At 41.6% G+C, this 25,224-nt stretch carries 29 protein-coding genes and 1 pseudogene; 14 read left to right on the top strand and 16 right to left on the bottom strand.

The window, feature by feature from the left end; genetic code table 11:
• Window positions 1-246 precede the first annotated feature (246 nt).
• From PULV_RS20175 to PULV_RS20165, 3 genes are all read right to left on the bottom strand, one after another.
• Entirely contained in the window at window positions 247-579 is a 333-nt protein-coding gene (locus tag PULV_RS20175; RefSeq protein WP_193332474.1) for a hypothetical protein, read from the bottom strand.
• A gap of 221 nt (window positions 580-800) precedes the next feature.
• Window positions 801-1,091 carry a hypothetical protein gene (locus PULV_RS20170; RefSeq protein ID WP_086745537.1) on the bottom strand — a complete coding sequence of 97 codons (291 nt, stop codon included), beginning with the start codon at window positions 1,089-1,091 and terminating at the stop codon, window positions 801-803.
• A gap of 590 nt (window positions 1,092-1,681) precedes the next feature.
• Window positions 1,682-2,107: a GNAT family N-acetyltransferase gene (locus PULV_RS20165; RefSeq protein ID WP_193332473.1), complete on the bottom strand. Its 426-nt coding sequence runs from the start codon at window positions 2,105-2,107 to the stop codon at window positions 1,682-1,684.
• Between the two features lie 288 nt (window positions 2,108-2,395).
• Between PULV_RS20165 and PULV_RS20160 the strand changes: the two genes are divergently transcribed.
• From PULV_RS20160 to secF, 4 genes are all read left to right on the top strand, one after another.
• Complete coding sequence (locus tag PULV_RS20160; protein ID WP_193332472.1) at window positions 2,396-3,322, top strand: M14 family metallopeptidase; 927 nt, start codon at window positions 2,396-2,398, stop codon at window positions 3,320-3,322.
• Window positions 3,323-3,503: 181 nt separating this feature from the next.
• A complete protein-coding gene (locus tag PULV_RS20155) occupies window positions 3,504-3,986 on the top strand; it encodes a hypothetical protein (RefSeq protein WP_193332471.1) in 483 nt (160 codons plus the stop codon).
• A gap of 238 nt (window positions 3,987-4,224) precedes the next feature.
• Window positions 4,225-5,997, top strand: a complete 1,773-nt coding sequence (gene secD / locus PULV_RS20150) for a protein translocase subunit SecD (RefSeq protein ID WP_227009476.1) — start codon at window positions 4,225-4,227, stop codon at window positions 5,995-5,997.
• Window positions 5,994-6,947, top strand: a complete 954-nt coding sequence (secF, locus tag PULV_RS20145; RefSeq protein ID WP_193332469.1) for a protein translocase subunit SecF — start codon at window positions 5,994-5,996, stop codon at window positions 6,945-6,947. Before secD ends, secF begins: the two co-directional genes overlap by 4 nt.
• 77 nt (window positions 6,948-7,024) lie before the next feature.
• On the opposite strand, the gene PULV_RS20140 is transcribed toward secF, so the two are convergent.
• Both PULV_RS20140 and PULV_RS20135 read right to left on the bottom strand, forming a co-directional pair.
• Window positions 7,025-7,222: a hypothetical protein gene (locus tag PULV_RS20140; protein ID WP_227009444.1), complete on the bottom strand. Its 198-nt coding sequence runs from the start codon at window positions 7,220-7,222 to the stop codon at window positions 7,025-7,027.
• A 92-nt stretch (window positions 7,223-7,314) separates the two neighbouring features.
• Entirely contained in the window at window positions 7,315-8,364 is a 1,050-nt protein-coding gene (locus PULV_RS20135; protein ID WP_193332468.1) for a hypothetical protein, read from the bottom strand.
• A 295-nt stretch (window positions 8,365-8,659) separates the two neighbouring features.
• Here PULV_RS20135 and PULV_RS20130 point away from each other — a divergent pair.
• Window positions 8,660-9,807, top strand: a protein-coding gene (locus PULV_RS20130) for an IS3 family transposase (protein WP_193330725.1) whose coding sequence is annotated in 2 segments (ribosomal slippage) — window positions 8,660-8,894 and window positions 8,894-9,807 — 1,149 coding nt in all. Because the reading frame shifts where the segments join, the coding sequence is not laid out codon by codon here.
• A gap of 383 nt (window positions 9,808-10,190) precedes the next feature.
• A pseudogene (locus tag PULV_RS22075) lies at window positions 10,191-10,322 on the top strand (protein translocase subunit SecF); the annotation flags it as partial.
• 77 nt (window positions 10,323-10,399) lie between these two features.
• On the opposite strand, the gene PULV_RS20125 reads toward PULV_RS22075, so the two are convergent.
• Complete coding sequence (locus PULV_RS20125; protein ID WP_193332467.1) at window positions 10,400-11,221, bottom strand: class I SAM-dependent methyltransferase; 822 nt, start codon at window positions 11,219-11,221, stop codon at window positions 10,400-10,402.
• Window positions 11,222-11,494: 273 nt separating this feature from the next.
• Here PULV_RS20125 and PULV_RS20120 point away from each other — a divergent pair, with 273 nt between their 5' ends.
• The gene (locus tag PULV_RS20120) at window positions 11,495-11,890 is read left to right on the top strand and encodes a hypothetical protein (RefSeq protein ID WP_193332466.1); all 396 of its coding nucleotides are present in this window, start codon (window positions 11,495-11,497) and stop codon (window positions 11,888-11,890) included.
• A 17-nt stretch (window positions 11,891-11,907) separates the two neighbouring features.
• Here the strand turns inward: PULV_RS20120 and PULV_RS20115 are convergent, their stop codons facing one another.
• Both PULV_RS20115 and PULV_RS20110 read right to left on the bottom strand, forming a co-directional pair.
• Window positions 11,908-12,393: a hypothetical protein gene (locus tag PULV_RS20115; RefSeq protein ID WP_193332465.1), complete on the bottom strand. Its 486-nt coding sequence runs from the start codon at window positions 12,391-12,393 to the stop codon at window positions 11,908-11,910.
• Window positions 12,383-12,751 carry a winged helix-turn-helix transcriptional regulator gene (locus PULV_RS20110; RefSeq protein ID WP_193332464.1) on the bottom strand — a complete coding sequence of 123 codons (369 nt, stop codon included), beginning with the start codon at window positions 12,749-12,751 and terminating at the stop codon, window positions 12,383-12,385. Before PULV_RS20110 ends, PULV_RS20115 begins: the two co-directional genes overlap by 11 nt.
• A gap of 130 nt (window positions 12,752-12,881) precedes the next feature.
• Between PULV_RS20110 and PULV_RS20105 the strand changes: the two genes are divergently transcribed.
• The 4 genes from PULV_RS20105 (at window position 12,882) to yegS (ending at window position 15,982) form a co-directional block, all read left to right on the top strand.
• On the top strand, window positions 12,882-13,643 hold the full coding sequence (locus PULV_RS20105) for an SDR family NAD(P)-dependent oxidoreductase (RefSeq protein ID WP_193332463.1): 762 nt from the start codon (window positions 12,882-12,884) through the stop codon (window positions 13,641-13,643).
• An 87-nt stretch (window positions 13,644-13,730) separates the two neighbouring features.
• A complete protein-coding gene (locus PULV_RS20100) occupies window positions 13,731-14,390 on the top strand; it encodes a cupin domain-containing protein (RefSeq protein WP_193332462.1) in 660 nt (219 codons plus the stop codon).
• 6 nt (window positions 14,391-14,396) lie between these two features.
• A complete protein-coding gene (locus PULV_RS20095; RefSeq protein WP_193332461.1) occupies window positions 14,397-14,996 on the top strand; it encodes a uracil-DNA glycosylase family protein in 600 nt (199 codons plus the stop codon).
• A gap of 86 nt (window positions 14,997-15,082) precedes the next feature.
• A complete protein-coding gene (gene yegS / locus PULV_RS20090; RefSeq protein WP_086745524.1) occupies window positions 15,083-15,982 on the top strand; it encodes a lipid kinase YegS in 900 nt (299 codons plus the stop codon).
• Between the two features lie 14 nt (window positions 15,983-15,996).
• Here yegS and PULV_RS20085 read toward each other — a convergent pair whose 3' ends face one another.
• The 6 genes from PULV_RS20085 to PULV_RS20060 form a co-directional block, all read right to left on the bottom strand.
• Window positions 15,997-16,299 (bottom strand): hypothetical protein, encoded by a 303-nt coding sequence (locus PULV_RS20085; protein WP_193332460.1) that lies wholly within the window; start codon window positions 16,297-16,299, stop codon window positions 15,997-15,999.
• A 38-nt stretch (window positions 16,300-16,337) separates the two neighbouring features.
• Window positions 16,338-16,721 carry an SMU1112c/YaeR family gloxylase I-like metalloprotein gene (gene gloA2 / locus PULV_RS20080; RefSeq protein WP_086745522.1) on the bottom strand — a complete coding sequence of 128 codons (384 nt, stop codon included), beginning with the start codon at window positions 16,719-16,721 and terminating at the stop codon, window positions 16,338-16,340.
• Between the two features lie 15 nt (window positions 16,722-16,736).
• Window positions 16,737-17,246, bottom strand: coding sequence for a hypothetical protein (locus tag PULV_RS20075; RefSeq protein WP_086745521.1), 510 nt, complete (start codon window positions 17,244-17,246; stop codon window positions 16,737-16,739).
• A 292-nt stretch (window positions 17,247-17,538) separates the two neighbouring features.
• Complete coding sequence (locus tag PULV_RS20070) at window positions 17,539-18,651, bottom strand: GNAT family N-acetyltransferase (RefSeq protein WP_193332459.1); 1,113 nt, start codon at window positions 18,649-18,651, stop codon at window positions 17,539-17,541.
• Complete coding sequence (locus PULV_RS20065) at window positions 18,651-19,649, bottom strand: polysaccharide deacetylase family protein (RefSeq protein WP_193332458.1); 999 nt, start codon at window positions 19,647-19,649, stop codon at window positions 18,651-18,653. The genes PULV_RS20070 and PULV_RS20065 overlap by 1 nt, the downstream gene beginning before the upstream one ends.
• A gap of 426 nt (window positions 19,650-20,075) precedes the next feature.
• Window positions 20,076-21,179 (bottom strand): phosphoribosylaminoimidazolesuccinocarboxamide synthase, encoded by a 1,104-nt coding sequence (locus tag PULV_RS20060; protein ID WP_193332457.1) that lies wholly within the window; start codon window positions 21,177-21,179, stop codon window positions 20,076-20,078.
• A gap of 538 nt (window positions 21,180-21,717) precedes the next feature.
• Here PULV_RS20060 and PULV_RS20055 point away from each other — a divergent pair.
• The 3 genes from PULV_RS20055 to PULV_RS20045 are packed head-to-tail and all read left to right on the top strand — an operon-like array spanning window position 21,718 to window position 24,172.
• Window positions 21,718-22,410, top strand: a complete 693-nt coding sequence (locus PULV_RS20055; RefSeq protein ID WP_086745603.1) for an ATP-binding cassette domain-containing protein — start codon at window positions 21,718-21,720, stop codon at window positions 22,408-22,410.
• Entirely contained in the window at window positions 22,407-23,663 is a 1,257-nt protein-coding gene (locus tag PULV_RS20050) for an ABC transporter permease (RefSeq protein WP_193332456.1), read from the top strand. The genes PULV_RS20055 and PULV_RS20050 overlap by 4 nt, the downstream gene beginning before the upstream one ends.
• A 56-nt stretch (window positions 23,664-23,719) precedes the next feature.
• Complete coding sequence (locus PULV_RS20045; RefSeq protein WP_227009475.1) at window positions 23,720-24,172, top strand: DUF3299 domain-containing protein; 453 nt, start codon at window positions 23,720-23,722, stop codon at window positions 24,170-24,172.
• Between the two features lie 79 nt (window positions 24,173-24,251).
• Here PULV_RS20045 and PULV_RS20040 read toward each other — a convergent pair whose 3' ends face one another.
• Both PULV_RS20040 and PULV_RS20035 read right to left on the bottom strand, forming a co-directional pair.
• A complete protein-coding gene (locus PULV_RS20040; RefSeq protein WP_086745515.1) occupies window positions 24,252-24,491 on the bottom strand; it encodes a hypothetical protein in 240 nt (79 codons plus the stop codon).
• 171 nt (window positions 24,492-24,662) lie between these two features.
• On the bottom strand, window positions 24,663-25,190 hold the full coding sequence (locus tag PULV_RS20035) for a hypothetical protein (RefSeq protein WP_086745514.1): 528 nt from the start codon (window positions 25,188-25,190) through the stop codon (window positions 24,663-24,665).
• Window positions 25,191-25,224: the final 34 nt, after the last annotated feature.

Raw genomic sequence — 25,224 nt, 5'->3', positions numbered from 1 at the left:
GCACCGTCCCCTGATAGACCAAACACTATTGGCAAAAAAATTATCTTTCGGTGCGAAGATCATCTCGATTGCGATGTTAATGAAATTGAAAAGCTTGTGCTAGTCAAAAAGCGATTTGCCGCTTCCTTGCTAATCCCATCGTTCACTCCTTGAACTTAGAATTTGAAATGATTTTGAAGAAACTAAAGCTTAGACAAACCACCCCAACATGCAAACTGGAGTGGGTGTCCATTATTTCTTTTTAAACTATGGCAAATTAACTTTTATTGGAATAGATTTAAATACATTATCGTTTGATTTATTATGATAAAGAAACTGAAGCGTAATCTTCGATTTTTTCTTGAGTGATAACATTAAACTTAGATCTTCCTTTAATATATATAAGCCAATAATTTTATTTGGTTTTAACCAATATCTATCTTTGAATGTTGTGTCAAAGTTTGGAGAAAAATAAAGTATATTCAATTCATTTCCCTTATCATCCATTGCTTTAAAACATAAATTTCCGATAAACGAACAGTCTGTAATAACAAGCCTAGATTCCATTAAAATTGGATCTTGAGAAGTATTTCCAATCAATAGTTTAAGCTTATCACTTTCTTCTAAAATGCTAACTTAAAATTCATTACTAAAAACGAAAGTAGGTATAATAAATAGTAAATAGTAAAATATTTTTCTTAGCATGATAAACCTTGACTGTCTAAAGTTGCTTGGCTAGTGTAACTACAAAAAGTAGCTCTTCTATTTTTAATAAAATCTATATTTTCAGTATTTATCCCGAAACGGCCTGCTGAATCAAGCTATGCTTGATATGCGCGCATTTCCATCATATATAATGTTTCCCCCTGATATTCAAGTCCAGAAACAGAACCAAACTTGACATGCTGTATTTCATGATAAATAGTTGAACCTAATACTGATAAACTTTCAAAAGCATCACGACCGATAAGTATTCTTCCATTTTTTACAATACCATAATCATTCAATTTAGATGAGAATTCGGGATACCAAAATTTCCCCTTATCTAAAACATCTATTCCAAAGTAATTTATTGTTAAGTTAATAGCTTGCTGATGTAAACCTTCTTCCATTAATAATTTAAAATATTTATTGCATGCAAATTGGAGTGGGTGTCCATTATTTCTCTTATAATTTTAACGATAGATACTTGAACACTGATTAATAAAAGATTGTAAAGATAAAATATATATCTACTAGCTAGGCTTACAATTTATTTTCAGAGCCTATTTTATTCTGGCTTTAGAGCCTATTATTCTGGCTTTAGAGCCTATTTTATTCTGGCTTTAGAGCCTATTTTAACTTTGCCACAACCAGACTGAATATCTATTTTTTCTTTTTGTATGAGGGTAAACTCACCTTCACTTTTGGACTTCAATTTGTACTCGTAAGCAACATCACTTCCCTCGAAAAGTGCAGTAAATAAACCACCACTACAGTTAAAAACCCTCGGTCATTATAAGTATTTTTAGTACTAAATTGGTCAACACCTTGTGGATAGTAAGTGATTTCAGGGCGAGAGAGCGCATCATACGTTTGACTTTGTGCGAAGCTGTGGCGGTTTTTTCGATTTTATACAAAGCGGTCCAATTCAGGCAAGTTGAACCGCCGTGAATGAAGTTAAGCTAAAAATTTTTACGGTGTAAATAATCGACTGAATTATTTATTCACCGAGCGTTTTTGACAGGTAAAAGAAATTATCTTCTTCACTATCTAGCACAAATCCATTACGTTGATACAAATGCACCGCAGGGCTAATTTTAAACACCCGCAGCCGAAGTTGTTTCACGCCCGCTTGTTTCGCCAACGTTTCAACATAAGCTAAGGCCTGTGCACCCATGCCTTTATTTTGAAATGCTGGGCTGACTTGTAAGTCACGTATGTAGCAACCACTGTCATCAAATGCTAAACGAATAGCACCGACAACCTGATCACTGTACAAAATGTCCCAATTTTCTAATCCTTCGATTTGCTCGCAGATTTTACTGACTTCCCAGTCAACTGAGTAATGTTGGTAATACACTCGCATATTATCGAATGTCATTTGAGCTGACTGAGCTAAATTAGCCGTTGTTTGAAATGAAATCACCCTTACTCCTGATACTTAACCAAACGGTAGAACACACCGAGAGATCCTAACTGACTCAATTGTGTATTTGAGCAATAAAATCATACTTTACCGGCCTTGTCATCAGACGCCGGATAACAACGGCACTTTATCAAAGTCATCTCAAGCACTCTCTCCTGTGGCCTATCGCAGATTTTATACAAAATAACCTTCTAACGTTGCTATCAACAAGCACAGCCTTTATGCTGCGCATTCAACGCTTTTACTTCCTGATTAGTTTTTTAATCATCTATTTTTTAAGGTAAATACATGACTCAAGTTTCAACAATTGGCACTGCTGGCGTAAAGTGGGGCGAGACAGAAAAACAACAATGGCTGGCATTACAAGCGGTGAAACGCAGCTATTTTGATGATGTTGTTAGCCAAATTGATGCGCTTCGTTCTGAGTTTACTGTTGAACAATATGGCGAGTTAGCGTATCCGGAGCTGGCTCCTGCCACCACACATTACCCATTGTTTGTGATAAAACCCACCGTATGGCAAGCCGATAAGCCAACGGTGCTAGTCACAGGTGGTGTTCATGGCTACGAAACCAGCGGTGTGCATGGTGCTTTGGCTTTTGCGAAAACGGCCGCCGCACAATACGCTGATGCGTTTAATATCGTGATTGCACCGTGTGTCAGCCCTTGGGGATATGAAACCATCAATCGCTGGAATCCAACTGCAACCGATCCGAATCGTTCTTTTTATGCCAATAGCCCAGCGCAAGAATCTGTGGCATTGATGAAAATGGTCAAGGAGTTAGGGGTCGATTTAGTGGCGCATTTTGACTTACATGAAACCACTGACTCTGACAACACAGAGTTTCGTCCCGCTCTGGCCGCTCGCGATGCCCAAACCCACGATAACTGGAACATCCCCGACGGCTTTTATTTAGTCGGCGACAGTGAAAACCCACAAGCAGAGTTCCAAGCCGCTATTATTGCTGGCGTGGCTAACGTTACGCACATTGCACCAGCTGACGATAAGGGTGAAATCATTGGCGCGCCACTTGAGCAATTCGGGGTGATTAACTACGCAAAAACCAAACTGGGACTGTGCGGCGGATTAAGTAATGCGACGTATAAAACCACCACAGAAGTCTATCCAGACAGCGCCACTGCCACACCACAAGAGTGCATTGCGGCGCAAGTTGCCGTTATCACTTCTGGCTTAGGGTTTATTTTACAGCAGTGATCTTAGATGAGCAGATTGCATGCGGCATTTTCCGCTACGCAGTCTGCTCAATCCGCCGTTTAAAACTCGCTTTTACTTGCTATCGGTTTGTATCTTTGTAAACTGCCCCCATATTAAGTGGCATAGTTGTTCACATTCATACACTCGGTTTCTTTTTTTGGTAACCAATATCTAAGGTATTATGAAAGCTGTTTGGCGTACGATAAGTTTATTATTAGTGAGTATTGCATTGTTCTTTTGCGAACAAATCAATGACCGCACTGCGCTTGAGCACGCCTTTACCGAAAGCTTTGCCGCACAACTACACAGTCAATATAAACATGCTGCGCCGTTACCCAATCTAGACCTTTCTAACTCATCAGAGCGCCCTATACAACTTGCTGTAAGCAACGTTAACGAACAACAACCTGCTGCGGCAATGATTCCTGAAATACGCTCAGCCAGTCCATCCACTTTTTTATACCCAAGCCAAGTGAACCCGATTTACTGGTTAGTGATTGAATTTTTTATCTGGGTCTTTGCTCTGCTATCAATGCTCATCTTAATTGCCCATCGGCCAATTCCATTATGGTTTATTCATATTTACCGCCGAGCCAAATCCCGCATTAGTGGTTGGCACGAATCAAACCGACTCTACAGCGGCTGCCACACTAATTATTCATAACCTTTTCTTTTAAATAAATTTAATCGATTTAACTTGCAGTGCGCGTCAATAAACGTTGCACCTTGCCAGTGAGATATCCTTATTTTTGCTATCTGCAATTACATGTTGAGCGTTATCGCTATTGCATGCTTGTTGATGGCGCAAAAAGAGAAACATTATGAATTCGTTGCCCAACTTTTCAGCCAAGCAGGCTGATGTAAACCGCACCCAACCACGCAAATGGTTACCCACTTTAGTGATGATTTTCACTTTATTACTTTTAGCTATTTGCGCGTTGCCCAATCTTTATCCAGAACAAAATAACCTTATCGTCAGTGCCACCTCTCCCCAAACAAGCAGCCTGTCGCTAATAACACTCAAAGACAAATTAAATCAACAAGGGTTTACTGTCAGCCAGGCTAAGCAAGCTGGTAATACCTTGCAACTGACTTTGGAAAATAGTAACCAAAATGCAGCAGCATTAAACTGGCTTCATCAGCATTATCCTACTGATTTTGAATCAAAAATAGTCAGCAAAGCAACCAGCCCATATTGGCTTCAGGCATTAGGCTTAGCGCCTATCAAACTGGGCCTCGACCTAAACGGTGGCGTGCTGTTTGTATTAGAGGTCGACAGCGATCACGCCCTGAATGAGCGCATCACCCAAGTTAAGCAGCAAACAAAAAGCGCTTTACGTCACCATCAGGTGCGCGGCGCACGGATTGAGCTCAATAATGCGCAGCAGGTTGTGATTCATGTCAGTCAAGCCAATGATAACCTCGCTTTAGTCATCAAAGATTTAAAACAAACCTTTACTGATTTGAGCAGTGAAACAAACAGTAGCGGTGTTAACTTGTTTTTCAACCCGCAAGCTCAGCAAGCATTTCATCAGCAAGTGATGCAACAAGCCATTACCACACTTCGTGGGCGCATTAGCGAATTAGGGATCACCGAAGCGGTCACTCAACGACAAGGGAGCCATAAAATTCGCGTTGAGCTACCTGGCGTTCAAGATCCGACTGCTGCCAAACGCATCATTGGCGCGACTGCTTCCCTTGATTTTCATGCACTCCAGACTATCGGTGGCACTCGTTATACTCTGGAGGATGGCAGCAGCCTTTCACTTAATCCAAACGTAGTGTTATCGGGCCAACATATTCAAGGAGCACAAGCGAGCCGAGATGAAATGGGAAAACCCGCCGTGCAATTGCAACTCGACGGCATTGGCGCAACTAAAATGACTGCTTTTTCCAAAAAGAACGTCGGCCAACCTATGGCAACGGTGTTTTCTGAATACTACAAAGATCAACACGGCAACAGTGTTAAAAAAAGCAAGGTAATCAATGTGGCTACGATTACCTCCGTACTCGGGAGTCGTTTTAGCATCACCAATATGCACAGCCCTCAAGCGGCACAAGAATTAGCGTTATTACTCAGAGCTGGTTCATTAATTGCGCCTGTGACCATTGTCCACCAGCAAACCATTGGCCCAAGCCTTGGCCAAGCCAATATCGAAAATGGCTTTGCTGCTTTAGCACTCGGTCTCGCGATTACATTTGCCTTTATGGCGCTGTGGTATCGCAAAATGGGCTGGATAGCAAACACTGTCTTGCTACTTAATTTAATCTGCTTGATTGGTTTAATGTCGTTATTGCCGGGTGCCGTATTGACACTGCCCGGCATTGCCGGACTCGTGCTGACCATAGGCATGGCGGTGGATACCAACGTGATTATTTTTGAACGAATTAAAGAAGAACAAACCTTAGGCCGCAGCCCATTGCTGGCTCTCAAAACAGGTTATAACAAAGCATTCCATTCAATCGTCGATGCCTACATCACCACACTCCTCACTGCGGTTATCTTGTATTCAATCGGTTACGGTCCAATCAAAGGGTTTGCACTCACTCTTGGCCTCGGCATTTTGACCAGTCTTTTCACTGGAGTATTTGTTGCCAAAACACTGAGCTTTTGGCTCTATCGCGCCCCAAAAAACAGCCCTACTCGTGCTCACTCAGCTGGAGAAACATTATGATTTTTAAACAATTAACCGCTCAATCTTTCCCTACCAAACTTCGTATCATCGGGCTGTGTCTGTCGTTTTTATTGATGAGCATAGCGGTGTTTGGCTTAATGACACATAAGCTCAATTTTAGTATCGAGTTTAATGGCGGATTTATCACTGAGTTTCAATCTGAGCAGCCGCTTGAGCGCAGCGAAGTCGCACATTCAATTGCCCAGATACTCGGCAAAGCACAATCGCAAGGTCTAAAAGTCAGCAGCGCCGATCAGCACCACTTTATTGTGCGGCAAAACCTCGACGCTAGCGGTCAATCAGAGCAAGGCTGGTTTGCAGAGCTCAATCAGATTCATCAAGAGCAACTGACCTTACTGGAAGCAAATTTCATCGGGGCGCAAGTGGGGGAAGAGTTATTCGAACAAGGTGGGCTGGCAATGTTCAGTGCAGTAATCATGGTGCTGATTTACTTGGCGCTACGTTTTGAGTGGCGCTTAGCCGTCGGGGCGGTTGCGGCTCTATTTCATGATATTGTGTTGGTGCTTGGCATATTTGCTTGGTTGCAAATAGAGTTTGATCTCACCGTTTTGGCCAGCCTGCTCGCCATAATCGGTTATTCTTTAAATGACTCTATTATTGTCGCAGATCGCATGCGCGAATTAATGCGCACCACTACACAACCTGAGGGGCCAAATCCTTTAGGGCAAATCATCAATCAAGCGATATCTTCAACCCTCAGCCGCACCTTAATCACGTCAGGGACGACCCTTGCAACCATAGCATCAATTTGGTTATTAGCGGGGCCACCGCTTGCGGGATTTTCGTTGGCACTGTTTAGCGGTATTGTGGTTGGCACTTTATCGTCAATTTGTATTTCAGCAACCTTACCCCAACTACTAGGTCTGAATGCAAACCACTATCAAGAGCGGGACAAGATTGAGCAGTGTGAACAAATGCTGATGCCTTAGCAGTAAAAAAAGGGAAATCAAATGATTTCCCTTTTTTGGCGTTCTTCCCGTGAACGTTAGTTCAAACAGGGTATGCCTTACATCGTGCTCTGCTTGACAAATTTAAGCGTCATACGGTCAGATTCACCCAGCGTTTGATACTTAGCGCGGTCTTTTTCGCCAAGCGCAAACGTCGGAGATAAAGACCAGACGCCTTTTTCATGTTGTGCATTATCAAGAGGGTTGGCATTGACTGATGACTCAGCTACGAACTTAAATCCAGCCTCCTCAGCCATTTTGATCACCACACTGTAACACTCTCGATCATATCCAGCACTGACTATCTATCATCAACATTTCCAGCGATTACTTTTATATTCCGTGTTTATTAATTACAAGGCGCATACCAAGTCATTGAATAGACACCGGGTTGATTGAAATAGTATTGGCACATCTGAACTTCTCTATCTTGGCCTGGTGGAATATGAGGTATGTCATTTACATCAACCTGACTTGACTCAAATGTTCCAGAACTAATGTGTTTAAATCGTTTTAAACTATTTTGTAAACATTCATTGTCAATAAAAGCTGTACCAAAATTACCTGAAAGAACAGAGAGTGATTTTCCACCAATTCTAGAAGCGCCAGGTATCAGCTTCATATTCATTACCGGTATGTTGTTTGCGTCAAGACCATGATAGTCGAAAGTAAAGACTAATCTATCTGAGACACTTGCATTTACTTCTGTTTCTGAGAATTCAGCAATATAGGAGACTGTTTGATTAGAATCGTTTTTTGAAATAGATGCGGAAACATTAACTCCTTTAAATACACCGCCCATTGCTCCATTACTCAAGACCATGTTACTACCAAGTAACTTTTCGGATAATTGTCTGTGATTAGGGGTACCAAGTCCAGTCGCTAACTCAACTTCAGCTTTTTGGAAAATATGATCCATAAGATTCGGATTAGTCAATGCTTTTGCAGCCGTTGTATCAGGGCATTGTTCACCGGTAGACATCACATCTGAACGATTACTTGTCAATTCAGGGATAGAAGACGGCACAACATATAGATTATGACTGAATACAAACTGTTTAAACTCTTCCCATGTTTGATATAACTCTTGATAACTAGCTACGTTTAGAGGCTGGTTGTTTTCAGTAATCTCTAAAGTGTGGGGGTAGATAATAGTTCTAGACGCTTTCAGTGTATAAACATGCCTTCCATTACCAACTTGAATTATTTCAGGGGGAGAAGGAAAACAACTGGATTGATTGCACTCAACAGTTGGACCTAAACCAGAGTCTCGCAAAAATGTTTTTGCAGCATTAATGTTGGAGCATGACTCGCAATATAAACCAGTCTCTATATTGGCAACTGCGTCATTTGAAAAGTATGTTAATAAGAGAAGTGATGCAAGAAACCTTTTTTTCATTTCATTTTAGTCCTTTAAAATTAAAACAAACTACAAACTACAAACTATAAAGTCAATAATTTTTGAGAAGACCGAACGTTGACTTAAGTTACGATTCAGTCCTCACTTTTTGTGCTCTTATTCTCGCTTTACTTTGCCTTTTTGCTGCGCTATCCCGCCTTACCCTATTAATTAATAAGGTTTACACTTTTATTTCAAAATCAGGTGAGCAGTGCTGTTATCACCGATTACTGGACTTCCCAGACTTTGCTAGACACTTTTAACAGTTACAATGTAACTTCAAATAGAGGTGTTTATGAGCAAAGGCAAACGGTATACCGAAGAGTTTAAGATAGAAGCAGTCAAGCAAATTACTGAGCGTGGTTATTCAGTTCAGGAAGTTGCTGATCGGCTTGGTATTTCAACTAAATCCCTCTATCACTGGCGAAGCCAGTTAAGTGGCAATAAAGCCGTTCGCCAGTCATCTGATGATTCGGTTCGAATTGCTAAGTTAGAGGCAGAGTTGAAGCGGGTCACGGAGGAAAGGGACATCTTAAAAAAGGCCGCAAGGTACTTTGCAAGCCAGCTAGAGTAAAGTACGCCTTTATCCGAGATCACCAGAAGCAGTTCTCTGTGTTATCCATGTGCCGTGTATTAAAAATCAATCGCAGTGGCTTTTATGCATGGCTTAAACAGCCGTTGAGCACGAGAGCGATTGAAGATAATCGCCTGCTCAAGCGGATAAAAGAGTTCTATATTGCCAGCGGCGGAACATATGGTAGCCCTTGGATACATCGTGATCTTCGTGAAGCGGGCGAGTCTTGTAGCGTGCACCGTGTTGCTAAAATTATGCGACTGAACAACCTTAGAGCGCAGATTGGTTACAAGCGCAAATACATCAAAGGCGTTAAGCCATCACGGATTGCAGATAACGTATTGGAGCGTGATTTTGCCCCAGACTCACCTAATACTGCGTGGGTGAGTGACATCACGTATGTGCGAACGTATGAGGGTTTTCTGTACTTAGCGACAGTTATCGACTTGTTCTCACGACGCGTTGTCGGTTGGTCGATGGATAAAAACATGGATAAGCATTTGGTTATCCGGGCATTATTAATGGCCGTTTACCAACGTCGGCCAGAACAATCTGTGTTGGTACATAGCGATCAAGGCAGTCAGTATGGCAGTGCAGATTATTTAGCGTTTATGAAAGAGCATAATCTTATTCCTTCCATGAGCCGCAGAGGAAACTGTCATGATAATGCGGTTGCTGAGAGCTTTTTTGCTACGTTTAAAAAGCGCGTGATCAGAAAGAAGATATATTCGACCAGAGTCGAAGCGAAGACAGAGATATTTAACTTTATAGAAATGTTTTACAATCCAAAAAAACGCCACTCGCATACAGGCGGTATATCACCTGCTAAATTCGAAGAAGCGTATTTTTTGAAACAACAGACTGTCTAGTGAGAGCTGGGAAGTCCATACAGTTTATCTTATAAAGTAACTAATTTACTAACGGGTGTTACATGAATGCTCATCAGAAATATTACATAGTAAAACAAACAGATAGCGAACCTTTGAACTGGAAAATAGTTAATGAGATTTTAGATAAATACCCTAATGATCTAAATTGGATAGGCTCATTAGTGCTATATAAGTCTCAAGGGATTTATTCTAAATAGCTTGATATGAAAGTGATTAGCAACGGTGTTTTCTGAATACTGCAAAGATCAACACGGCAACAGCGTTAAAAAAGCAAAATCATCAATGTAGCTAAGATTACTTCCGTACTTTTGGAGTCATTTTAGCATCACCAATATGCGCTGCCCTCAAGCGGCACAAGAATTAGCGGTATTGTGGTTGGCACTTTATCGTCAATTTGTATTTCAGCAACCTTACCCCAACTACTGGGTCTGAATGCAAACCACTATCAAGAGCGGGACAAGATTGAGCAGTGTGAACAAATGCTGATGCCATAGCAGTAAAAAAAGGGAAATCAAATGATTTCCCTTTTTTGGCGTTCTTCCCGTGAACGTTAGTTCAAACAGGGTATGCCTTACATCGTGCTCGGCTTGACAAATTTAAGCGTCATACGGTCAGATTCACCCAGCGTTTGATACTTAGCACGGTCTTTTTCGCCAAGCGCAAACGTCGGAGATAAAGACCAGACGCCTTTTTCATGTTGTGCATTATCAAGAGGATTAGCATTGACTGATGACTCAGCTACGAACTTAAATCCAGCCTCCTCAGCCATTTTGATCACCACACTTTGTTTGATATAACCCGAATTGCGATTTTTTTCAGCATCGAGTTCTTCAGGCAAACGGTGGTCAACCACGCCAAAAATACCGCCAGGTTTAAGTGCTTTAAACGATGATGCGAGTGCAATTTTCAATGCCTCATCACCATTCATGTAAAAATTGTGCAAGTTTCTAAATGTGAGCACTGCATCCACACTGCCTGCTGGCGCCATATCGGTGGCGTGTTTAGGATGAAAACCGGTTAATTTAGTTTTCTCCATGCCTTTTGTATTGGCGATTTTTGCTTGGTATTTAGGAAGGTGTTTATTGAAGTACTCCACATCGGTGCCAGATGGAAAGTGCGCCGCATAAAACGTGCCTTTGTCTGCCAACATCGGCGCTAAAATTTCACTGTACCAGCCGCCGCCAGGCCAAATTTCCACTACAGCCATATTCTCTTGGATACCAAAGAAGTTCAGTGTTTGTTGCGGGTTACGAAACTCATCACGCGCTTTATGACTAGCACTTCGAATGTCACTTTTAACCACTTCACCCACTGGGGCTGCATCAACGGCCATCGTTGTCAATGTAGCACCTGCAAGTACCCCACATAATGCAAAAGTCGACAGTGTGTTCATCTTCATTCCTTGTTGTTATTTAATTTTTAATAGTTATTCATTCCAGCTTTATCTAATCACACTCATTTGCAATTGATAAGCGCTTTTGGACCAAACAGAAGGTTATAAATGCAAGCAATTGTTTCAAGATGGTTTGCAACAGAGTAGAACGTGATACCCGTTTCAATCTTTCGCTCTCTATATACTAAAATCGACTACCTAATAGGAAATTGGTACACGTGATCCAAAACTAAACATGATAAAAAGACATCAATAATTACAAGGGTTTGATGTATGCCTAGCCGATGCTTTTTCTTTATGTTGATTTTGGTGCCATTTTTCTGCATGGCTGCGGATCCAAAGCAGACAGTGCTTGACCACCAAGCACTGTTACAAGCCGATGAATTAGAAGCCGCCCATAAATTGTGGCGCAACCCCAATGAGCAACCTTGGCAAGTGATGATGGCGTTTATTTGCGCATTTTATCAAGATCTCTCGCCAACTCGTGAACAAATGAAAAGCCAGTGCGATGGTCAAGAATGCATTGTGGAATTTGACGCGATATTACGCAACGAACCTCACCAAGTGTTCGTGTATTTGAGTTTATCTAAACAACAATATGTTATCGACAAAATTACCGCGCAGCCGAGCAAATTGGGTTTTATGGATTCCTTGCTGCAATATTTTTAACTTACACACTATTTTAACTAACACACAGTGTCTATCGTCCACGTTTGGCTTTTGCCCATCAATTTCAGGGTCACTTCGTCATCGAGATATTTATCTAATAATGCACTGCCTAACGGCGATTCTCGGGTAATCACACTTAGTTGAATCTGGTCTACTGCAACTTGCAGACCGCCACTGCACGGGCCAAAAAATAACGACCGTTTAAGCCCTTCATCATTACTAATGACAATATATGCGCCGACTTTAATGGCGTCATCGGCGGTAAAATCACGTAATAATAACTGTTGATAGGCATGAATTTCTTGCTGATACATCAACACACGCCGCCCAAGCCCTTCAGCTAAGTAGGCCGATTCAAGGCCTAAAGTATCATATTGTGTTTCAGCGACACTTTGCTCATCAATCGCCCCTGCGTGCGCGTTGTCGGCCCCTTCTTTTGCTATAGCGTGTAACTCAGTTAACGCACGGATAATGTCAGCCACTAACGTGTGTTTATTTAACATGGGTTGGCTCTGATAGTTGATTTTGCTCGCTGATTGCGTGTTGTAACTGCTCAAGTGAATCCAACACCGCTATAAATTGCTGACCAAAAGGCGTCACTTGATATTCAACTCTCGGCGGCACTTCAGCAAAAACGTGTTTCTCAAGAATACCAAAGTCGACATTGCGTTTTAAACATTGATTCAACACTTTGGTGGTTAAGCCATCGACAGCACGCACCATTTCTCCCGGACGATTAATAGCATGTGCCAGTAATTGATAAACGGTCAACGACCATTTACAGCCAATTATCGTCTCGACCATCCGCGCACTTTCGCTTGGGCCCTGAATTCTCGTAATTTTTTTATCGTTATTATTCATAAAGATGTACCAATTTGTGCCTAGAGTACCAATTTGTGCTTACTATTTTGTTGTCTGTAATGTGCATAAGATTACCACAGCTAAACGGCAAACAATGCCACGATTTAACGATTAACAATAAGGTATTATTATGAACTTTCAATATTCTGGCTATGCATTAATTATTGGTGGGACGAGTGGGATGGGACTGGCGACAGCAGAGCGCCTTGCCAATGAAAAAGTAAAGCTCATTATTGTGGGCAATAATTCAGATAAATTAAACGCCGCAGCTGACAAATTAAGCCCCTATACTGAGGTGGTAGCGTTACAAGCTGATTTATACCAGCAAGCCGATCTTGAACGATTGGCCGAGCAACTCTCTCACTATCCGATCAATTATCTTGTCAATGCTGCTGGTTACTTTAAACCCACAGCTTTTTTGGACCATAGCCAAGCGGATTACCAACGTTATATGGCGCTAAACTGGGCGACGTTTTACCTCAGTCAAGTTGTGACTCAATCAATGCAGCGACATGGAGGAGGCAGTGTGGTTAATATTGGCTCTATGTGGGCAAAACAAGCGATCAAAGCCACCCCTTCAAGCGCCTATTCGATGGCCAAAGCGGGGCTCCATGCCTTAACCCAACATATGGCGATGGAACTCGCTGAATACAACATTCGTGTCAATGCGATTTCACCAGCTGTTGTGAAAACCCCTATTTATCATAGTTTCATTGACGAGCAACAACTGGATGATGCGCTATCATCATTCGATAGTTTCCATCCAATTGGCCGCATCGGTCACAGCTCAGATATAGCCAATAGTATTCGCTTTTTACTGAGAGATGAAGCAAGCTGGGTCACTGGTGCTATTTGGGATGTTGATGGTGGTGTGATGGCAGGACGAAATTAACTAAACTTGTCCAATATTACAGACGTATATGATTCAAAAATGGCCGTATAATCCTAAACGGCCACTCGACAGTAAACACAGGTATTTATGCAGCATATTAATTTGGATATGAGTCAAAAAGTGGTGATCCGTAGTCAACATCAACCTTGGCAGCCCAGCCCACTTCCTGGGGTGACGCGCAAAGTATTGTCACGTGAACACGCCGAAAGCGGCCATGCAACGAGCATTGTGCGCTATGAAGCAGGATCGCATTTCAGCCCTCATCTCCACCCGATGGGCGAAGAAATTTATGTCATTGACGGAGTATTTAGCGACGAACACGGCGACTACCCTGCAGGTACGTATATCCGTAATCCACCAGGCAGTCGTCACCAGCCATTTAGTAAAAATGGCTGTACCTTATTTGTAAAGCTCAATCAATTTTTACCCGATGACACCACTCAAGTGTGCATTAACACGCAACAAGCCATCTGGCAAACAGGTCAAGGCAATCTAAAAGTCATGCAATTGCATCAACACGATGTCGAACATACTGCGTTAGTTAAATGGCCTGCGGGTGAGAAGTTTGTGCCTCATCGCCATTTTGGTGGGGAAGAAATATTGGTCTTAAGTGGGACTTTTTGTGACGAATATGGCCACTACCCGGCCGGCACTTGGCTGCGCAGCCCACACATGAGCGAGCATCAGCCATTTGTTGAACAGGAGACCGTGATTTTAGTCAAGGTCGGGCACTTGGGTACTCAGTAAATTCTCATGAACAAGCTAATTGGTTTCACCCATGCATCGGCAGAGTTACATGAGGACATTATGACGTGCCAAATGTGTGCGCCGCACTTGCCCTTAGCGCCTAAGCCGATCATTCAATTCAATCCTGCAGCACGGATTTTAATTGCAGGACAAGCACCCGGTCTTCGTGCTCATCAATCAGGGCGACCGTTTGATGATGCCAGTGGCGACCGACTCCGAGACTGGTTAGGCTTAAGCCCCGCTCAATTTTATGATCCTCAGTTGTTAGCCATTTTGCCGATGGGTTTTTGCTACCCCGGCAAAGGACCGTCCGGCGATAATCCACCATATAAAGAGTGTGCCACAACATGGCGCCGCCCCCTGCTGAAGCAACTATCCCAGCTATCGCTCACGCTGGTAATAGGTCAATATGCCCTTGCCTACCACGTTGGTGCGCATAAAGGATCCCTCACCGAACAAGTGCGCCAACAAGCCCTTGATGAGACTACGCTGATCTTGCCCCATCCCAGTCCTCGTAATAACATTTGGTTAAAAAAGAACCCCTGGTTTGAACTGGTAATTTTACCTGCACTGAAACAAAAAGTGCAGCTTGCGATCTCGGTTTAACATTGCGTAGTACCATGTAAATGTTACGATTATTTAGTATCAATGAGGTATCCAGTTTAAACACGCCCTCCTATAAGGAACATACAATGAAACTTCGCCTATTACTGAATGGCAAAAAAGCATCACAACCGAACGTGCGTGATGCCGTGATGCAATTACGTGAACAAGGATGGGATCTCGAGGTCAGAGTCACTTGGGAAGGTGGCGATATTGCCCGCTTTGTCGCAGAAGCAGTGAAAGATCGTTGCTCGCGCATTATTGCAGGCGGAGGCGATGGAACCGTGAATGAAGCGGTGAATGCCTTAATGCAGCACCCCAAAGATCAGCGCCCAGAGTTAGCTATTTTACCGCTTGGTACTGCCAATGATTTCGCGACCGCATGTGAGATCCCAACTCGATCAGCACTTGAAGCACTTGTGCTTGCGGCAGAAGGGCAATCGACTTCAATCGATTTAATCAAAGCCAATCAGCAATATGTCCTCAACATTGCCACTGCAGGGTTTGGGGCACAAGTCACCGCGACAACCCCGCCGGCGCTGAAAAATTTTTTAGGGGGCGGAGCTTACACTTTAACTGGCTTAATCCAAGCACTCGATTTTAAACCCTTTAATGGGACCGTATCATTTGATGAAAAACGTATTGAACAAAGTGTGCTCGTCGGTGCGTTATGCAATGGCCGCCAAGCAGGTGGAGGGCAAGTCCTGTCAGCCAAGTCATATATCAATGATGGAAAAATAGAATTAGTGGCACTGCATGCCTTTCCAGCTGCTGCAATTAGCACTGTGATAAACGAGTTAAGCGACCCGAATTGCTCTGGAGATTTTGTGCAACGCCATCAAGTTAGTGAGGCACATTGGCAAAGTGACGATGCTATGCCAATGAATTTAGATGGCGAACCTATCTCAGTCACCGATATTCACTTTAAGGTCTGCCCACTTGAAATTGCGCTCGTACTGCCTAAGCATTGCCCCATGTTGATCAGATAAACCGAGCCGTTAACTTAATTGTCCAGCGAGTCTTGATATAAATGTGCAGTGGCTTGTTTTAATTTAGCGTGTGGTAAAAAAGCATCGCTGACTGTCAAAATAGCATGCAAGTTATTTCGTAGTGCGTCTTGATTCAATGCTTGTGTGCCAAGAGCGGTTTGCAGTAAATGCATCGCCATATCAGCTAATAGTAGGCGTTGTTTTTCAAGCCAAAGTGGATCATGGTCACTGGCTGGATGGGCGCGATATGCTTGCTCAACCTCACTGTGTATTTGCCAGCTTTGCGCAATTAATTGCTGCTTAGTGTTATCATCCATTTTGCTGTCCTTTTTATGACTGATCATGTGCCCTTGAATTACTGTTCATACAATTCAAGGGGTAAGTTATCGGGATCTCTAAAAAATGTAAATCGTTTGCCGGTCAATTCATCCACTCGGATCGGCTCAACATCGACTCCTTTAGCGTTTAGTGAAGCAACCGCTGTTTCTATTGATTCAACCACAAAGGCCAGATGACGCAATCCTTGTGCTTCTGGATTTGAGTGCCTTTGAGGTGGGTCAGGAAATGAAAATAACTCAAGTTGTCCACCGTCAGGAAGTGCGAGATCCAGTTTGTACGAATCACGACTTGCGCGGTATTGTTCGTTAATAATGGCTAGACCTAGCGTATCACAATAAAACGATTTCGAGCGTGGATAGTCTGAACAAATAATCGCCACATGATGAATACCACTTAACATTTCAATCCCTTTAAATTATGCGTGCTCATTATGCGTATTTTGATCTTTAGATGGTCGCTCTTGAGTCTGACTTGTGAGTTGTGCTTGTTTAAAGCGTAGCTGCTCAAATATAACGCGGCGTTGTTCAGGTGAAAATGTGTTGTTACTAAAGGTGATAGCTTCTTGACCTAGCTTGGTACTCGAAATTACCACTGTTTTTGGCCAACCTTGTAATTCAAAACCCGCAAAGTGCTGCCACAAAATGTGTTGCTCCTGACCAAATTTAATAAAACATTTCCCTTTATCACTCAATATCAAGCCACGCTCAATCACTTTTGCACTGCCGGAATTAAACACAATTAGCCATAAACTGATCACAACCATGGCTAAAATAGGGAGGTAAATAAACATGCTAGTTTGTACCGTGTAACCAAATAGCACATTCATTAAAAATGTCACGAGAGTCAATACTAAGCAATGCTCAAAATACAGGCGTCCACGCTCAACGATAAATTGCCGGCGACTTTGGATAAAACGTTGATGCATTTAAATCCTTTATATTTGCAAATAACAAGCCACGATAAGTACAGATATTATACGATTAAACAAGCAGATACCAGAGACTGAGCAGTATAATAGAGCATTGTTTTTAATCCGCAAAGTGCGGTTCATTAACCAGCATATTTCATTATTTATTATGTGATACAAGCTTTAGCAAAAAAGCGTATTATGAGACTCTGTAATACTATTAATCAAACCTTACTCAACGATCAATCATTCGACCCAAATACTCAGACTACTTGTGAGTTAAGTCAGGTAATGGACCCTTGCAGCCTAATTAACGTTTAAATTGGAATTTTTTCAGTCGCTTAAGGTATAAAATTAGCGTTTTTTCCAATTTCAAATACCAATTATTACGCTGTAATAATAGCGTTGGCATGTTCTCCTGTTTGGTTGCGAAACTTTGTTTATAGCGATTATCGCCAGCCAAAAAATCATAATTCAACGCGCCTTTGCTCGCATTTAATTGCATGCAAAGGTAATGACACACTAAACCCGGTCTAAATTTGTTTTGCTCTAAATATACAAATCCGCACTGATAGAAATACACGCTACCTTGATAGATAAAATTGTATAAATAGCCAATCACGTGCTCTGCAGCAGTGACTTTCAACAATTGTAGATGACCGTTATTAAATGATTTTTCAATCAGGTTTTGATGAAAGACAATAAATTGCTGTTGATCAAACGCGCCGTTTTTATTCGTTGAGTCCCATTTAAGTGAACTCAATTTACCCAGCTCATGCAAAAATTCTTTCGCCTGCGTTTTATCTTTGGCTGCTTCAATGTTTAATGACCCCATTTTCTCATATGCATTCAATGAGGCTTTTAGCTGCTTCTTAGTATTTTTACTAATTGATTGCCAAAATAAGGACTCTCCATCCTTAAAAGCGTTCAAATCTGCATAATAAGTGGCTTCATTATATAAACAGTGTGCTTGTTTTTGATTTATCCACCTGACCGATTGTACTGGTGAGGTGTAAGGTAGCAATACTTCATGGTAATGGTTAAGTAATGTGTCAGACCAGAGCGCAAAATCAACTTGCTCTAAGTCATTATAAACAAGCCCAGTGTATTCTGGAGTAATGAGATCGAACTCCTCAAGACCCACCCCTTGAACAACCGCTCTGACTAATGGTTTGACACCCAAAAATTTTCTCGAGCATGTCCCAATAACAAGGCCTGCTAAGGGCTCATTGTGATTGGTCATTAGCCAAAAATCTAAGTCTTGATGCTCAGGCAAGTGCGTCAACCAAGCATGCATCCATTCTAAAGATTGAAAATAGCTATGGTCGCTATTTGCTAATAGCGTTTGCCATGATGCCATGATGAATGGGCGATCATTTTTTAGTGTATATTTTTTTAAAGCGATACTGTTCATTTTGCTCATTAATGCACATTTTTCGGATACGATAATGCGTATTTTAACCGTGTGATACTTTTATTATTTTCGATTGGGAATCGTAACAGCTCAAAACGGTTCGATGCAGGCGATAAATTAATCCCTTCTTCATAAGTAAATGCCACTTGATAACCAAGCTCTTGCGCTAACTTGATGGTGTCATCGTTATAACAATTAAATGCGCCCACAGGATAGGCAAGTAAAGGAACACAAGTGCCTAAAAGCGTTTCTAATTCAGCTTTACTTTGCGCTAATTCAATCTGCTGCGTAGCGCTATCTTCGTGCGACAAAATACAATGATTAACTGTATGTGCTCCGATATCCATGCCTGCTTGATGCATCTCTTTGACTTGTTCAAAATTCATAAATAACTGAATGTCATTCATTGACTCATTTAGCTGTGTACCTAACAGTTCACTTAATAAATCAATTTTGTCTGCCATTGAAGTTTGATTATCCGCTTTGACGCGTTTAAGTACATCATTGATAACTTTATTTTTATTGCGACGGCTTAAGTTTACTGGCTTTGCATCTGTTGGATAATATAATTTTTTACACTCTGACTTTTTGATCAACCATGCGATTTTATCCCACCACGGTATTCTATGCTGACTAACATACCCTGTGGTAATAAAAAACAATGCGGTTAAATCATGCTTTCGTAAAATCGGGAACGCCAATTTATAATTATCGATATACCCATCATCGAAACTAATTAATGCATATTTCTTTTCTAACGGTTTATCACTTTCAAGTAATTGCTGAAGTTGTTGCTGATTGATAACTTCAAAATGTTTTTTATAAAACATTAAATGCTGCTCAAAACGCTTTGCTGTGCATGAATAGACATTTGCATCAAAATCACATTGTTTTGCGTCGCCAATTCTATGATAAGTAAAACAATAAATGCCAGACGGCAAATTAGTCCATTTAGATCTTGCACGACCTAATAAGGTTCGTGACACAAATTGTATTTTATTTTTCATTTATTTTAGTTTTTGTAAAATGGCAGGTTTGCAATTGAGGTAAATAGAAAGGAATTGCTCAGTATAAATAGTGAAAACACATCAAATTCCTTTTTGTTATTATTGTTTCAAATCATTATAAGATAACGTCGATGCGCACTTTATCGGATACACGCTGCATTGTAAAATAAATGTTACTTTTTATAATTTAAACTGTCCGCATTGCTTATATTGTTTTCTCAAACACACTAAATAGGGACGGAAAATAGTCACTAATTTGTTCTAAGGTAAGTATAAAAGGAAAAAACGCTATTATTTATGACAGATTACATGATATTGCAGCGGTTAAAATATCAACAAGTATACTCTGCTTTGATGGTTTAGATTAAATAAACTAAAAAAGCTCCCTAAGGAGCTTTCAAAACAAACCACGGCAAGTAAATAAGCTTACTTGTCGATTAAACCATATTCTTTATCAAGTAATTCGATAATTTCTGCACGTGGATCCTGTGGGATCTCGATTTGCTCGCCAATAATCTTACTTGCGATCCCAACATAGGTATCTGACACTTGCATCATCACCTCAACCGGTAATTTGTAGCCTTGTGCAAGGGCTTCACGCTCTGGCATCCGGTCTTTATTTAATAACACGTCACTGTCTGGAACATTGTTAATCAGCAATTGACGGAAACCTTCTTTTGAATTTTCAATGATTTTGCCATCTTTATAGGCCGCTTCATCCCAAATACGTGACGAATCAGGCGTGCCGACTTCATCGATATAAATCAGTGTTTGGCTGCCATCGATTTCATCGACATAACCAAACTCAAATTTTGTATCGACAAAAATTTGCCCTAAATCAGCCAGTTGTGCGCTGATCAGCTTAAAGCCTTCGGTCAGTAGCTTTTCGTATTGGTCAACATCCGCAAGCGATTTGAAATTAAATGCCGCTAGATTATTAACGATATTGTCACGAGTGATATTCACATCATCCACAGGCGGCACATCTGGCACATCGGTGATAATGCCTTTAGTTGACGGAGTGATCAGGACTTCATCGAGTTTTTGATTTGCTTGTAAGCCTTCTGGTAAATCAATGCCACAGAAATTACGCACGCCTTTGGCGTAATCACGCCACATGCTGCCTGTGATGTATTGACGTGCAATGGCTTCTACTTTTACGGTTTGTGCTTTACGCACAATCCAAATATACGGATGTGGAATATCAACAATATGGTTACCAGCAAGGCCTGATTGGTCAAATAACTTGAACCAATGAGCCGCGACAGAATTAAGCGCAATCCCTTTACCTGGCACACCATTTAAGCCATTTTCACCTTGCCAAATACAATCAAATGCAGAAATGCGGTCAGAAATAATCATAATAGCTAAAGGGGTATCTGTTGGGATCTGATAGCCTTTTTCTTCGATTAAACGTTCGCTGTCGGCAGAGGTTAACCAATAAACACTGCGAACTTTTCCGCTGTGAACATTACCTTGGGTGCGAATAGGTAAGTCGTCATTGACTTCCAATACTTTATAGGTGCTCATTGGCTCTCCAAAAGATATATTACGATACTAAAAAGGTGAAACAAGAAAATTGGGGTTGATTTTCTACTGTTTTTTTCAGGCGGTATAATAGTGCAGCAGGGGGAAAATCACAATCGCTGCGACGCGTTGTCCGGTAAAAATCACCTGATAATTTTGCAAGTTCGCCACAAAATTAACCCGATTAAATCAGCGAGATTAGGGCTGTTGCTCTTTGCTGATTGTTTTTACAGCCAATTGTTGGCGATTTATCCAAGGCTATGCTTTTGTGGTGTAACTGGCCTCAGAAAAAGGCGATAACAAACACATCTCGAAAGGTTAGACTAACAGTGTGTTGCTCTTTGTTGAGTCATATAAAGTTAAAGTGGCCAAGCCACACACTACTCAGTGCAATAAAAAGCACGTTTTTTTCGCACAAAAATCAACCACCAAAACTCAGCTGCTAGCCTCTATCGATAATTTCTGCGTTTTGTCGTGTAAGACTTGGTCACCTTGATTAAATGTTATAGTGTTGCAATATTCTTCAAATTACGATGATGTTATGCTTTCTCTTACACACCTTCAATTTCATTGGCCTAAGCAAAACAAACCGGTTGTCGATATTTCACAGCTCGAGATCGCACAAGGCGAACAGATTTTTATTTTTGGCCCTAGTGGCAGTGGTAAATCGAGTCTACTGTCGTTACTGGCTGGCATCAATGTACCAACCCAAGGCGAAGTCTCTTTATTAGGTCAGCCATTCAGTACACTGAGCGCGAAAAAACGCGACCGTTTTCGCGCTGATCATATTGGCTATATTTTTCAAAACTTCAATTTAATTAGCTACCTCAATCCAATTGAAAATGTCATATTGGCCACTGCGTTTTCTAAAAAACGTGCGATGCATGCGATTGAACAAGATGGTTCGATTAAGCAAAGTGCCGAGCGATTATTAACCGCGCTAGAATTACCACAACAATATTGGCACCAATCGGTGATGTCCCTGAGCATTGGCCAACAACAACGTGTGGCCGCTGCACGGGCTTTGATTGGTGCACCCGAAATCATTATCGCCGATGAACCTACCTCTGCGCTCGATAACGACAATCGTGAACGTTTTATTTCATTATTGTTTCAAGAGGCCAAAAAACACCACACTAGCATTGTTTTTGTCAGCCATGATTTAACCCTTGCGCCTTTATTTACCCGTAGTGTTGATATTACCAGCTTGGCCAATACAGGAGTCGCACAATGATTTTATTTAAACTCGCGCGACTTAGCCTAGCTAATCGAAAAAGCAGTGCTTTATTGTGTTTGTTCACCATTGCGATTAGTGTGATGCTTTTGCTCAGTATTGAGCGCATCCGTATTGAAGCCAAAGCGAGCTTTAGCAACACGATTTCTGGCACAGATTTAATCGTCGGCGCGCGCAGTGGCGCCACAGAGTTATTGCTCGCATCTGTTTTTCGCATTGGCCACACCACCAATATGGTCAGCTGGCAAAGCTACCAAGAAATTAAGCAACAACGAGGCGTTAAGTGGACCATCCCTATCTCGTTAGGAGACTCACATCGAGGTTACGCCGTTTTAGGCACTAACTTAGATTATTTCACCCACTACCGCTACGCCAAAAAACAAGCACTTCATGTAGAACAAGGTCGTCTTTTTGCCCATCCTACAGAAGTAGTATTAGGGGCGCTTGCAGCAAAAGAGCTGGGTTATGAACTCGGCCAGCAAATTGTGGTGTCTCATGGAGCAGGAAATACCAGCTTCCATCACCATGATGCGCATCCTTTCACGATTGTGGGAATTTTGGCCGCCACAGGCACACCCGTAGATAAAACGGTGCATATCCCGCTAATTGCGATTGATAGAATTCATGATACTTCCTCAACAGAGCATGAGCATGAGCATGAGCATGAGCATGAGCAGCTTACTGATTTAGTCGGCCATCCCAAACAAATTAGTGCTTTTCTAGTGGGATTAAACTCTCCTGTGTTTGCTTTGCAAGCCCAACGTAATATTAATCAGTTTAAGGATGAGCCCTTGTTGGCTATTTTGCCTGGCTTTACCCTCAGGCAATTATGGCAAATGCTGTCTTTTGTTGAAAAAGCCCTGTGGCTTATTTCAATCGCAGTGGTCATTATCAGCTTATTAGGCATGCTCACCACCTTACTGAGCACTTTGAATCAACGGCGTAGAGAGCTGGCTATTTTACGCTCAGTGGGAGCAAGGCCCAGCCATATTTTTAGCTTATTGAGTCTAGAGTCTTTGCTTGTAACCAGTGCAGGAGTGATTTGCGGAGTGCTTGGTTTTTATCTCTTAATTGCATTGTGCGCCCCTTATTTACAAAGCGTTGCAGGAATAAGCGTTTCGTTAAGTGCGTTATCAGGCTATGAAGTTAAGCTAATAGCCAGTATTATTGGCGCCGGATTGTGTGTTGGATTCATTCCTGCTGTGACAGCTTATCGATACTCGTTAGCGGATGGCATGAGTATCAAATTATGAGAATATCTATGTCTTTTTACTCTATATTAATCAAGCTAGTGCTTATCACTCACCTCATGGTGAGTCCTGTTACGTTTGCTGAGGGCAAACCCAAAGAACTCTACTGGGAAGACTTAATCCCCAAAGGGCATGTACAAGTCGAAGCTGCTGCGCAAGCCAATCACGAAGGAGCTGAACAAAACTGGATTCAGCCTAATTTAGATGCACCAGTTGTTCAAGCGCTCAATAATCAGCTTGTTAGTCTGCCAGGCTTTGTAGTGCCCTTAGAAGGTGATGATGAAAACATCACTGAGTTCCTCTTAGTGCCATTTTTTGGTGCCTGTATTCATGTGCCACCGCCGCCGCCAAATCAAATTGTCCATGTCATAATTAAAGATGGTGTACCCATCGACAGTCTCTATGATGCCATTGTAGTCACTGGCACTTTATCAACTAAAGGTTGGAGTGGTGATATTGCTCAAGTCGGCTATACCATGAGTGGTATTGGGGTGGCTCCATTTGAGCTTTAAGAGTATGCATTAACCTGAAACCGGGTTAAATAGGCACAAAAAAGCTAACACTCTGTTAGCTTTTTTTATTGAACCGCATTCATTCTAACGATTGAATTCGTATCGAAATTTGATTTTTAATCGCTTTTTTACCCGAAAAGTAAGCGAATGTCATGCAGATTAACCCGGCCAACAATAAGATATACCCAAGTGGCGTTATTTCATACTGATCTAAATACGCAGAAATAATAAAAAACAAGCCATATGCAGAGCACCCAATGCCGATCCCGCCAAGCAAACCAGCAAAGGCACAACTAAATACATTTTTTGCTTGTGTCATAAAAATCCTTTTTATGGTTTGATGCTAATTTTATAATTAATCACGCATACGTTGTTGTTATAAGGGAGTAACTCACACATAACAACACCACATTTGTGCGTTTAGAAAATATACCACAATAGAAACAAGCACAGCGAGTAAATGTTGATTTGTTTTTATAATCTAAAACAATTAATACGTTGCTGCTGGGTCTGGAGTCAAACCACACTGCCCTTCAAGCAAAATTGGGAACTGTTCTGGTGTGACTTCACAGGTCGACATCATTTTATTCTCTAATTGATATTGCATATCTGCCTGATAATAAGCACTGACAGCTTGTTTAAGTGCCGTTTCATTTGTTTGCTCTTTTGAATAAGCGATGTATTCTTTTGGTCCCCCGCACGATTTGTGACCCAAGGCAATCACGGCGCAGGATGAAACATCTTGCGCGGCAGTCACTTCAGTCAAATTAAGCACTTGTTGTTTAAGCTGTGCTACTTGCTCTTTTGTGACATTCTTCGGCGGTAACGTCACCGTTTCTGCAGGTATGGTGCTGTCTTTGTCTATTTTATTATCTAGTCCAGTCGGTTTGGCCAACACGGGTTGGCTAACACTTACTTTATTCGTTGCGTCTTCAGTGTTTGTCTCATTTTTAGTATCACAACCTGTCAGTAGCAGTGCCGACAATAGCGATGCAATCATACAAATAGATGTTTTCATTTATTGTTCTCTTTATTTTTGTATATCAATTAAC

It is taken from the genome of Pseudoalteromonas ulvae UL12 (genome assembly GCF_014925405.1).
In the GTDB taxonomy this organism is placed as follows: domain Bacteria; phylum Pseudomonadota; class Gammaproteobacteria; order Enterobacterales; family Alteromonadaceae; genus Pseudoalteromonas; species Pseudoalteromonas ulvae.
This window is presented reverse-complemented; position numbering and strand designations above follow the sequence as displayed.

What these genes read in the sequence shown, in the direction of transcription:
- PULV_RS20170 (WP_086745537.1), bottom strand. Translation starts at nt 1,091, where the DNA reads ATGGAAGAAGGTTTACATCAGCAAGCTATTAACTTAACAATAAATTAC.
- PULV_RS20160 (WP_193332472.1), top strand. Translation starts at nt 2,396, where the DNA reads ATGACTCAAGTTTCAACAATTGGCACTGCTGGCGTAAAGTGGGGCGAG.
- PULV_RS20155 (WP_193332471.1), top strand. Translation starts at nt 3,504, where the DNA reads ATGAAAGCTGTTTGGCGTACGATAAGTTTATTATTAGTGAGTATTGCA.
- secD (WP_227009476.1), top strand. Translation starts at nt 4,225, where the DNA reads ATGATTTTCACTTTATTACTTTTAGCTATTTGCGCGTTGCCCAATCTT.
- secF (WP_193332469.1), top strand. Translation starts at nt 5,994, where the DNA reads ATGATTTTTAAACAATTAACCGCTCAATCTTTCCCTACCAAACTTCGT.
- PULV_RS20140 (WP_227009444.1), bottom strand. Translation starts at nt 7,222, where the DNA reads ATGGCTGAGGAGGCTGGATTTAAGTTCGTAGCTGAGTCATCAGTCAAT.
- PULV_RS20135 (WP_193332468.1), bottom strand. Translation starts at nt 8,364, where the DNA reads ATGAAAAAAAGGTTTCTTGCATCACTTCTCTTATTAACATACTTTTCA.
- PULV_RS20125 (WP_193332467.1), bottom strand. Translation starts at nt 11,221, where the DNA reads ATGAACACACTGTCGACTTTTGCATTATGTGGGGTACTTGCAGGTGCT.
- PULV_RS20120 (WP_193332466.1), top strand. Translation starts at nt 11,495, where the DNA reads ATGCCTAGCCGATGCTTTTTCTTTATGTTGATTTTGGTGCCATTTTTC.
- PULV_RS20115 (WP_193332465.1), bottom strand. Translation starts at nt 12,393, where the DNA reads ATGTTAAATAAACACACGTTAGTGGCTGACATTATCCGTGCGTTAACT.
- PULV_RS20110 (WP_193332464.1), bottom strand. Translation starts at nt 12,751, where the DNA reads ATGAATAATAACGATAAAAAAATTACGAGAATTCAGGGCCCAAGCGAA.
- PULV_RS20105 (WP_193332463.1), top strand. Translation starts at nt 12,882, where the DNA reads ATGAACTTTCAATATTCTGGCTATGCATTAATTATTGGTGGGACGAGT.
- PULV_RS20100 (WP_193332462.1), top strand. Translation starts at nt 13,731, where the DNA reads ATGCAGCATATTAATTTGGATATGAGTCAAAAAGTGGTGATCCGTAGT.
- PULV_RS20095 (WP_193332461.1), top strand. Translation starts at nt 14,397, where the DNA reads ATGAACAAGCTAATTGGTTTCACCCATGCATCGGCAGAGTTACATGAG.
- yegS (WP_086745524.1), top strand. Translation starts at nt 15,083, where the DNA reads ATGAAACTTCGCCTATTACTGAATGGCAAAAAAGCATCACAACCGAAC.
- PULV_RS20085 (WP_193332460.1), bottom strand. Translation starts at nt 16,299, where the DNA reads ATGGATGATAACACTAAGCAGCAATTAATTGCGCAAAGCTGGCAAATA.
- gloA2 (WP_086745522.1), bottom strand. Translation starts at nt 16,721, where the DNA reads ATGTTAAGTGGTATTCATCATGTGGCGATTATTTGTTCAGACTATCCA.
- PULV_RS20075 (WP_086745521.1), bottom strand. Translation starts at nt 17,246, where the DNA reads ATGCATCAACGTTTTATCCAAAGTCGCCGGCAATTTATCGTTGAGCGT.
- PULV_RS20070 (WP_193332459.1), bottom strand. Translation starts at nt 18,651, where the DNA reads ATGAGCAAAATGAACAGTATCGCTTTAAAAAAATATACACTAAAAAAT.
- PULV_RS20065 (WP_193332458.1), bottom strand. Translation starts at nt 19,649, where the DNA reads ATGAAAAATAAAATACAATTTGTGTCACGAACCTTATTAGGTCGTGCA.
- PULV_RS20060 (WP_193332457.1), bottom strand. Translation starts at nt 21,179, where the DNA reads ATGAGCACCTATAAAGTATTGGAAGTCAATGACGACTTACCTATTCGC.
- PULV_RS20055 (WP_086745603.1), top strand. Translation starts at nt 21,718, where the DNA reads ATGCTTTCTCTTACACACCTTCAATTTCATTGGCCTAAGCAAAACAAA.
- PULV_RS20050 (WP_193332456.1), top strand. Translation starts at nt 22,407, where the DNA reads ATGATTTTATTTAAACTCGCGCGACTTAGCCTAGCTAATCGAAAAAGC.
- PULV_RS20045 (WP_227009475.1), top strand. Translation starts at nt 23,720, where the DNA reads ATGGTGAGTCCTGTTACGTTTGCTGAGGGCAAACCCAAAGAACTCTAC.
- PULV_RS20040 (WP_086745515.1), bottom strand. Translation starts at nt 24,491, where the DNA reads ATGACACAAGCAAAAAATGTATTTAGTTGTGCCTTTGCTGGTTTGCTT.
- PULV_RS20035 (WP_086745514.1), bottom strand. Translation starts at nt 25,190, where the DNA reads ATGAAAACATCTATTTGTATGATTGCATCGCTATTGTCGGCACTGCTA.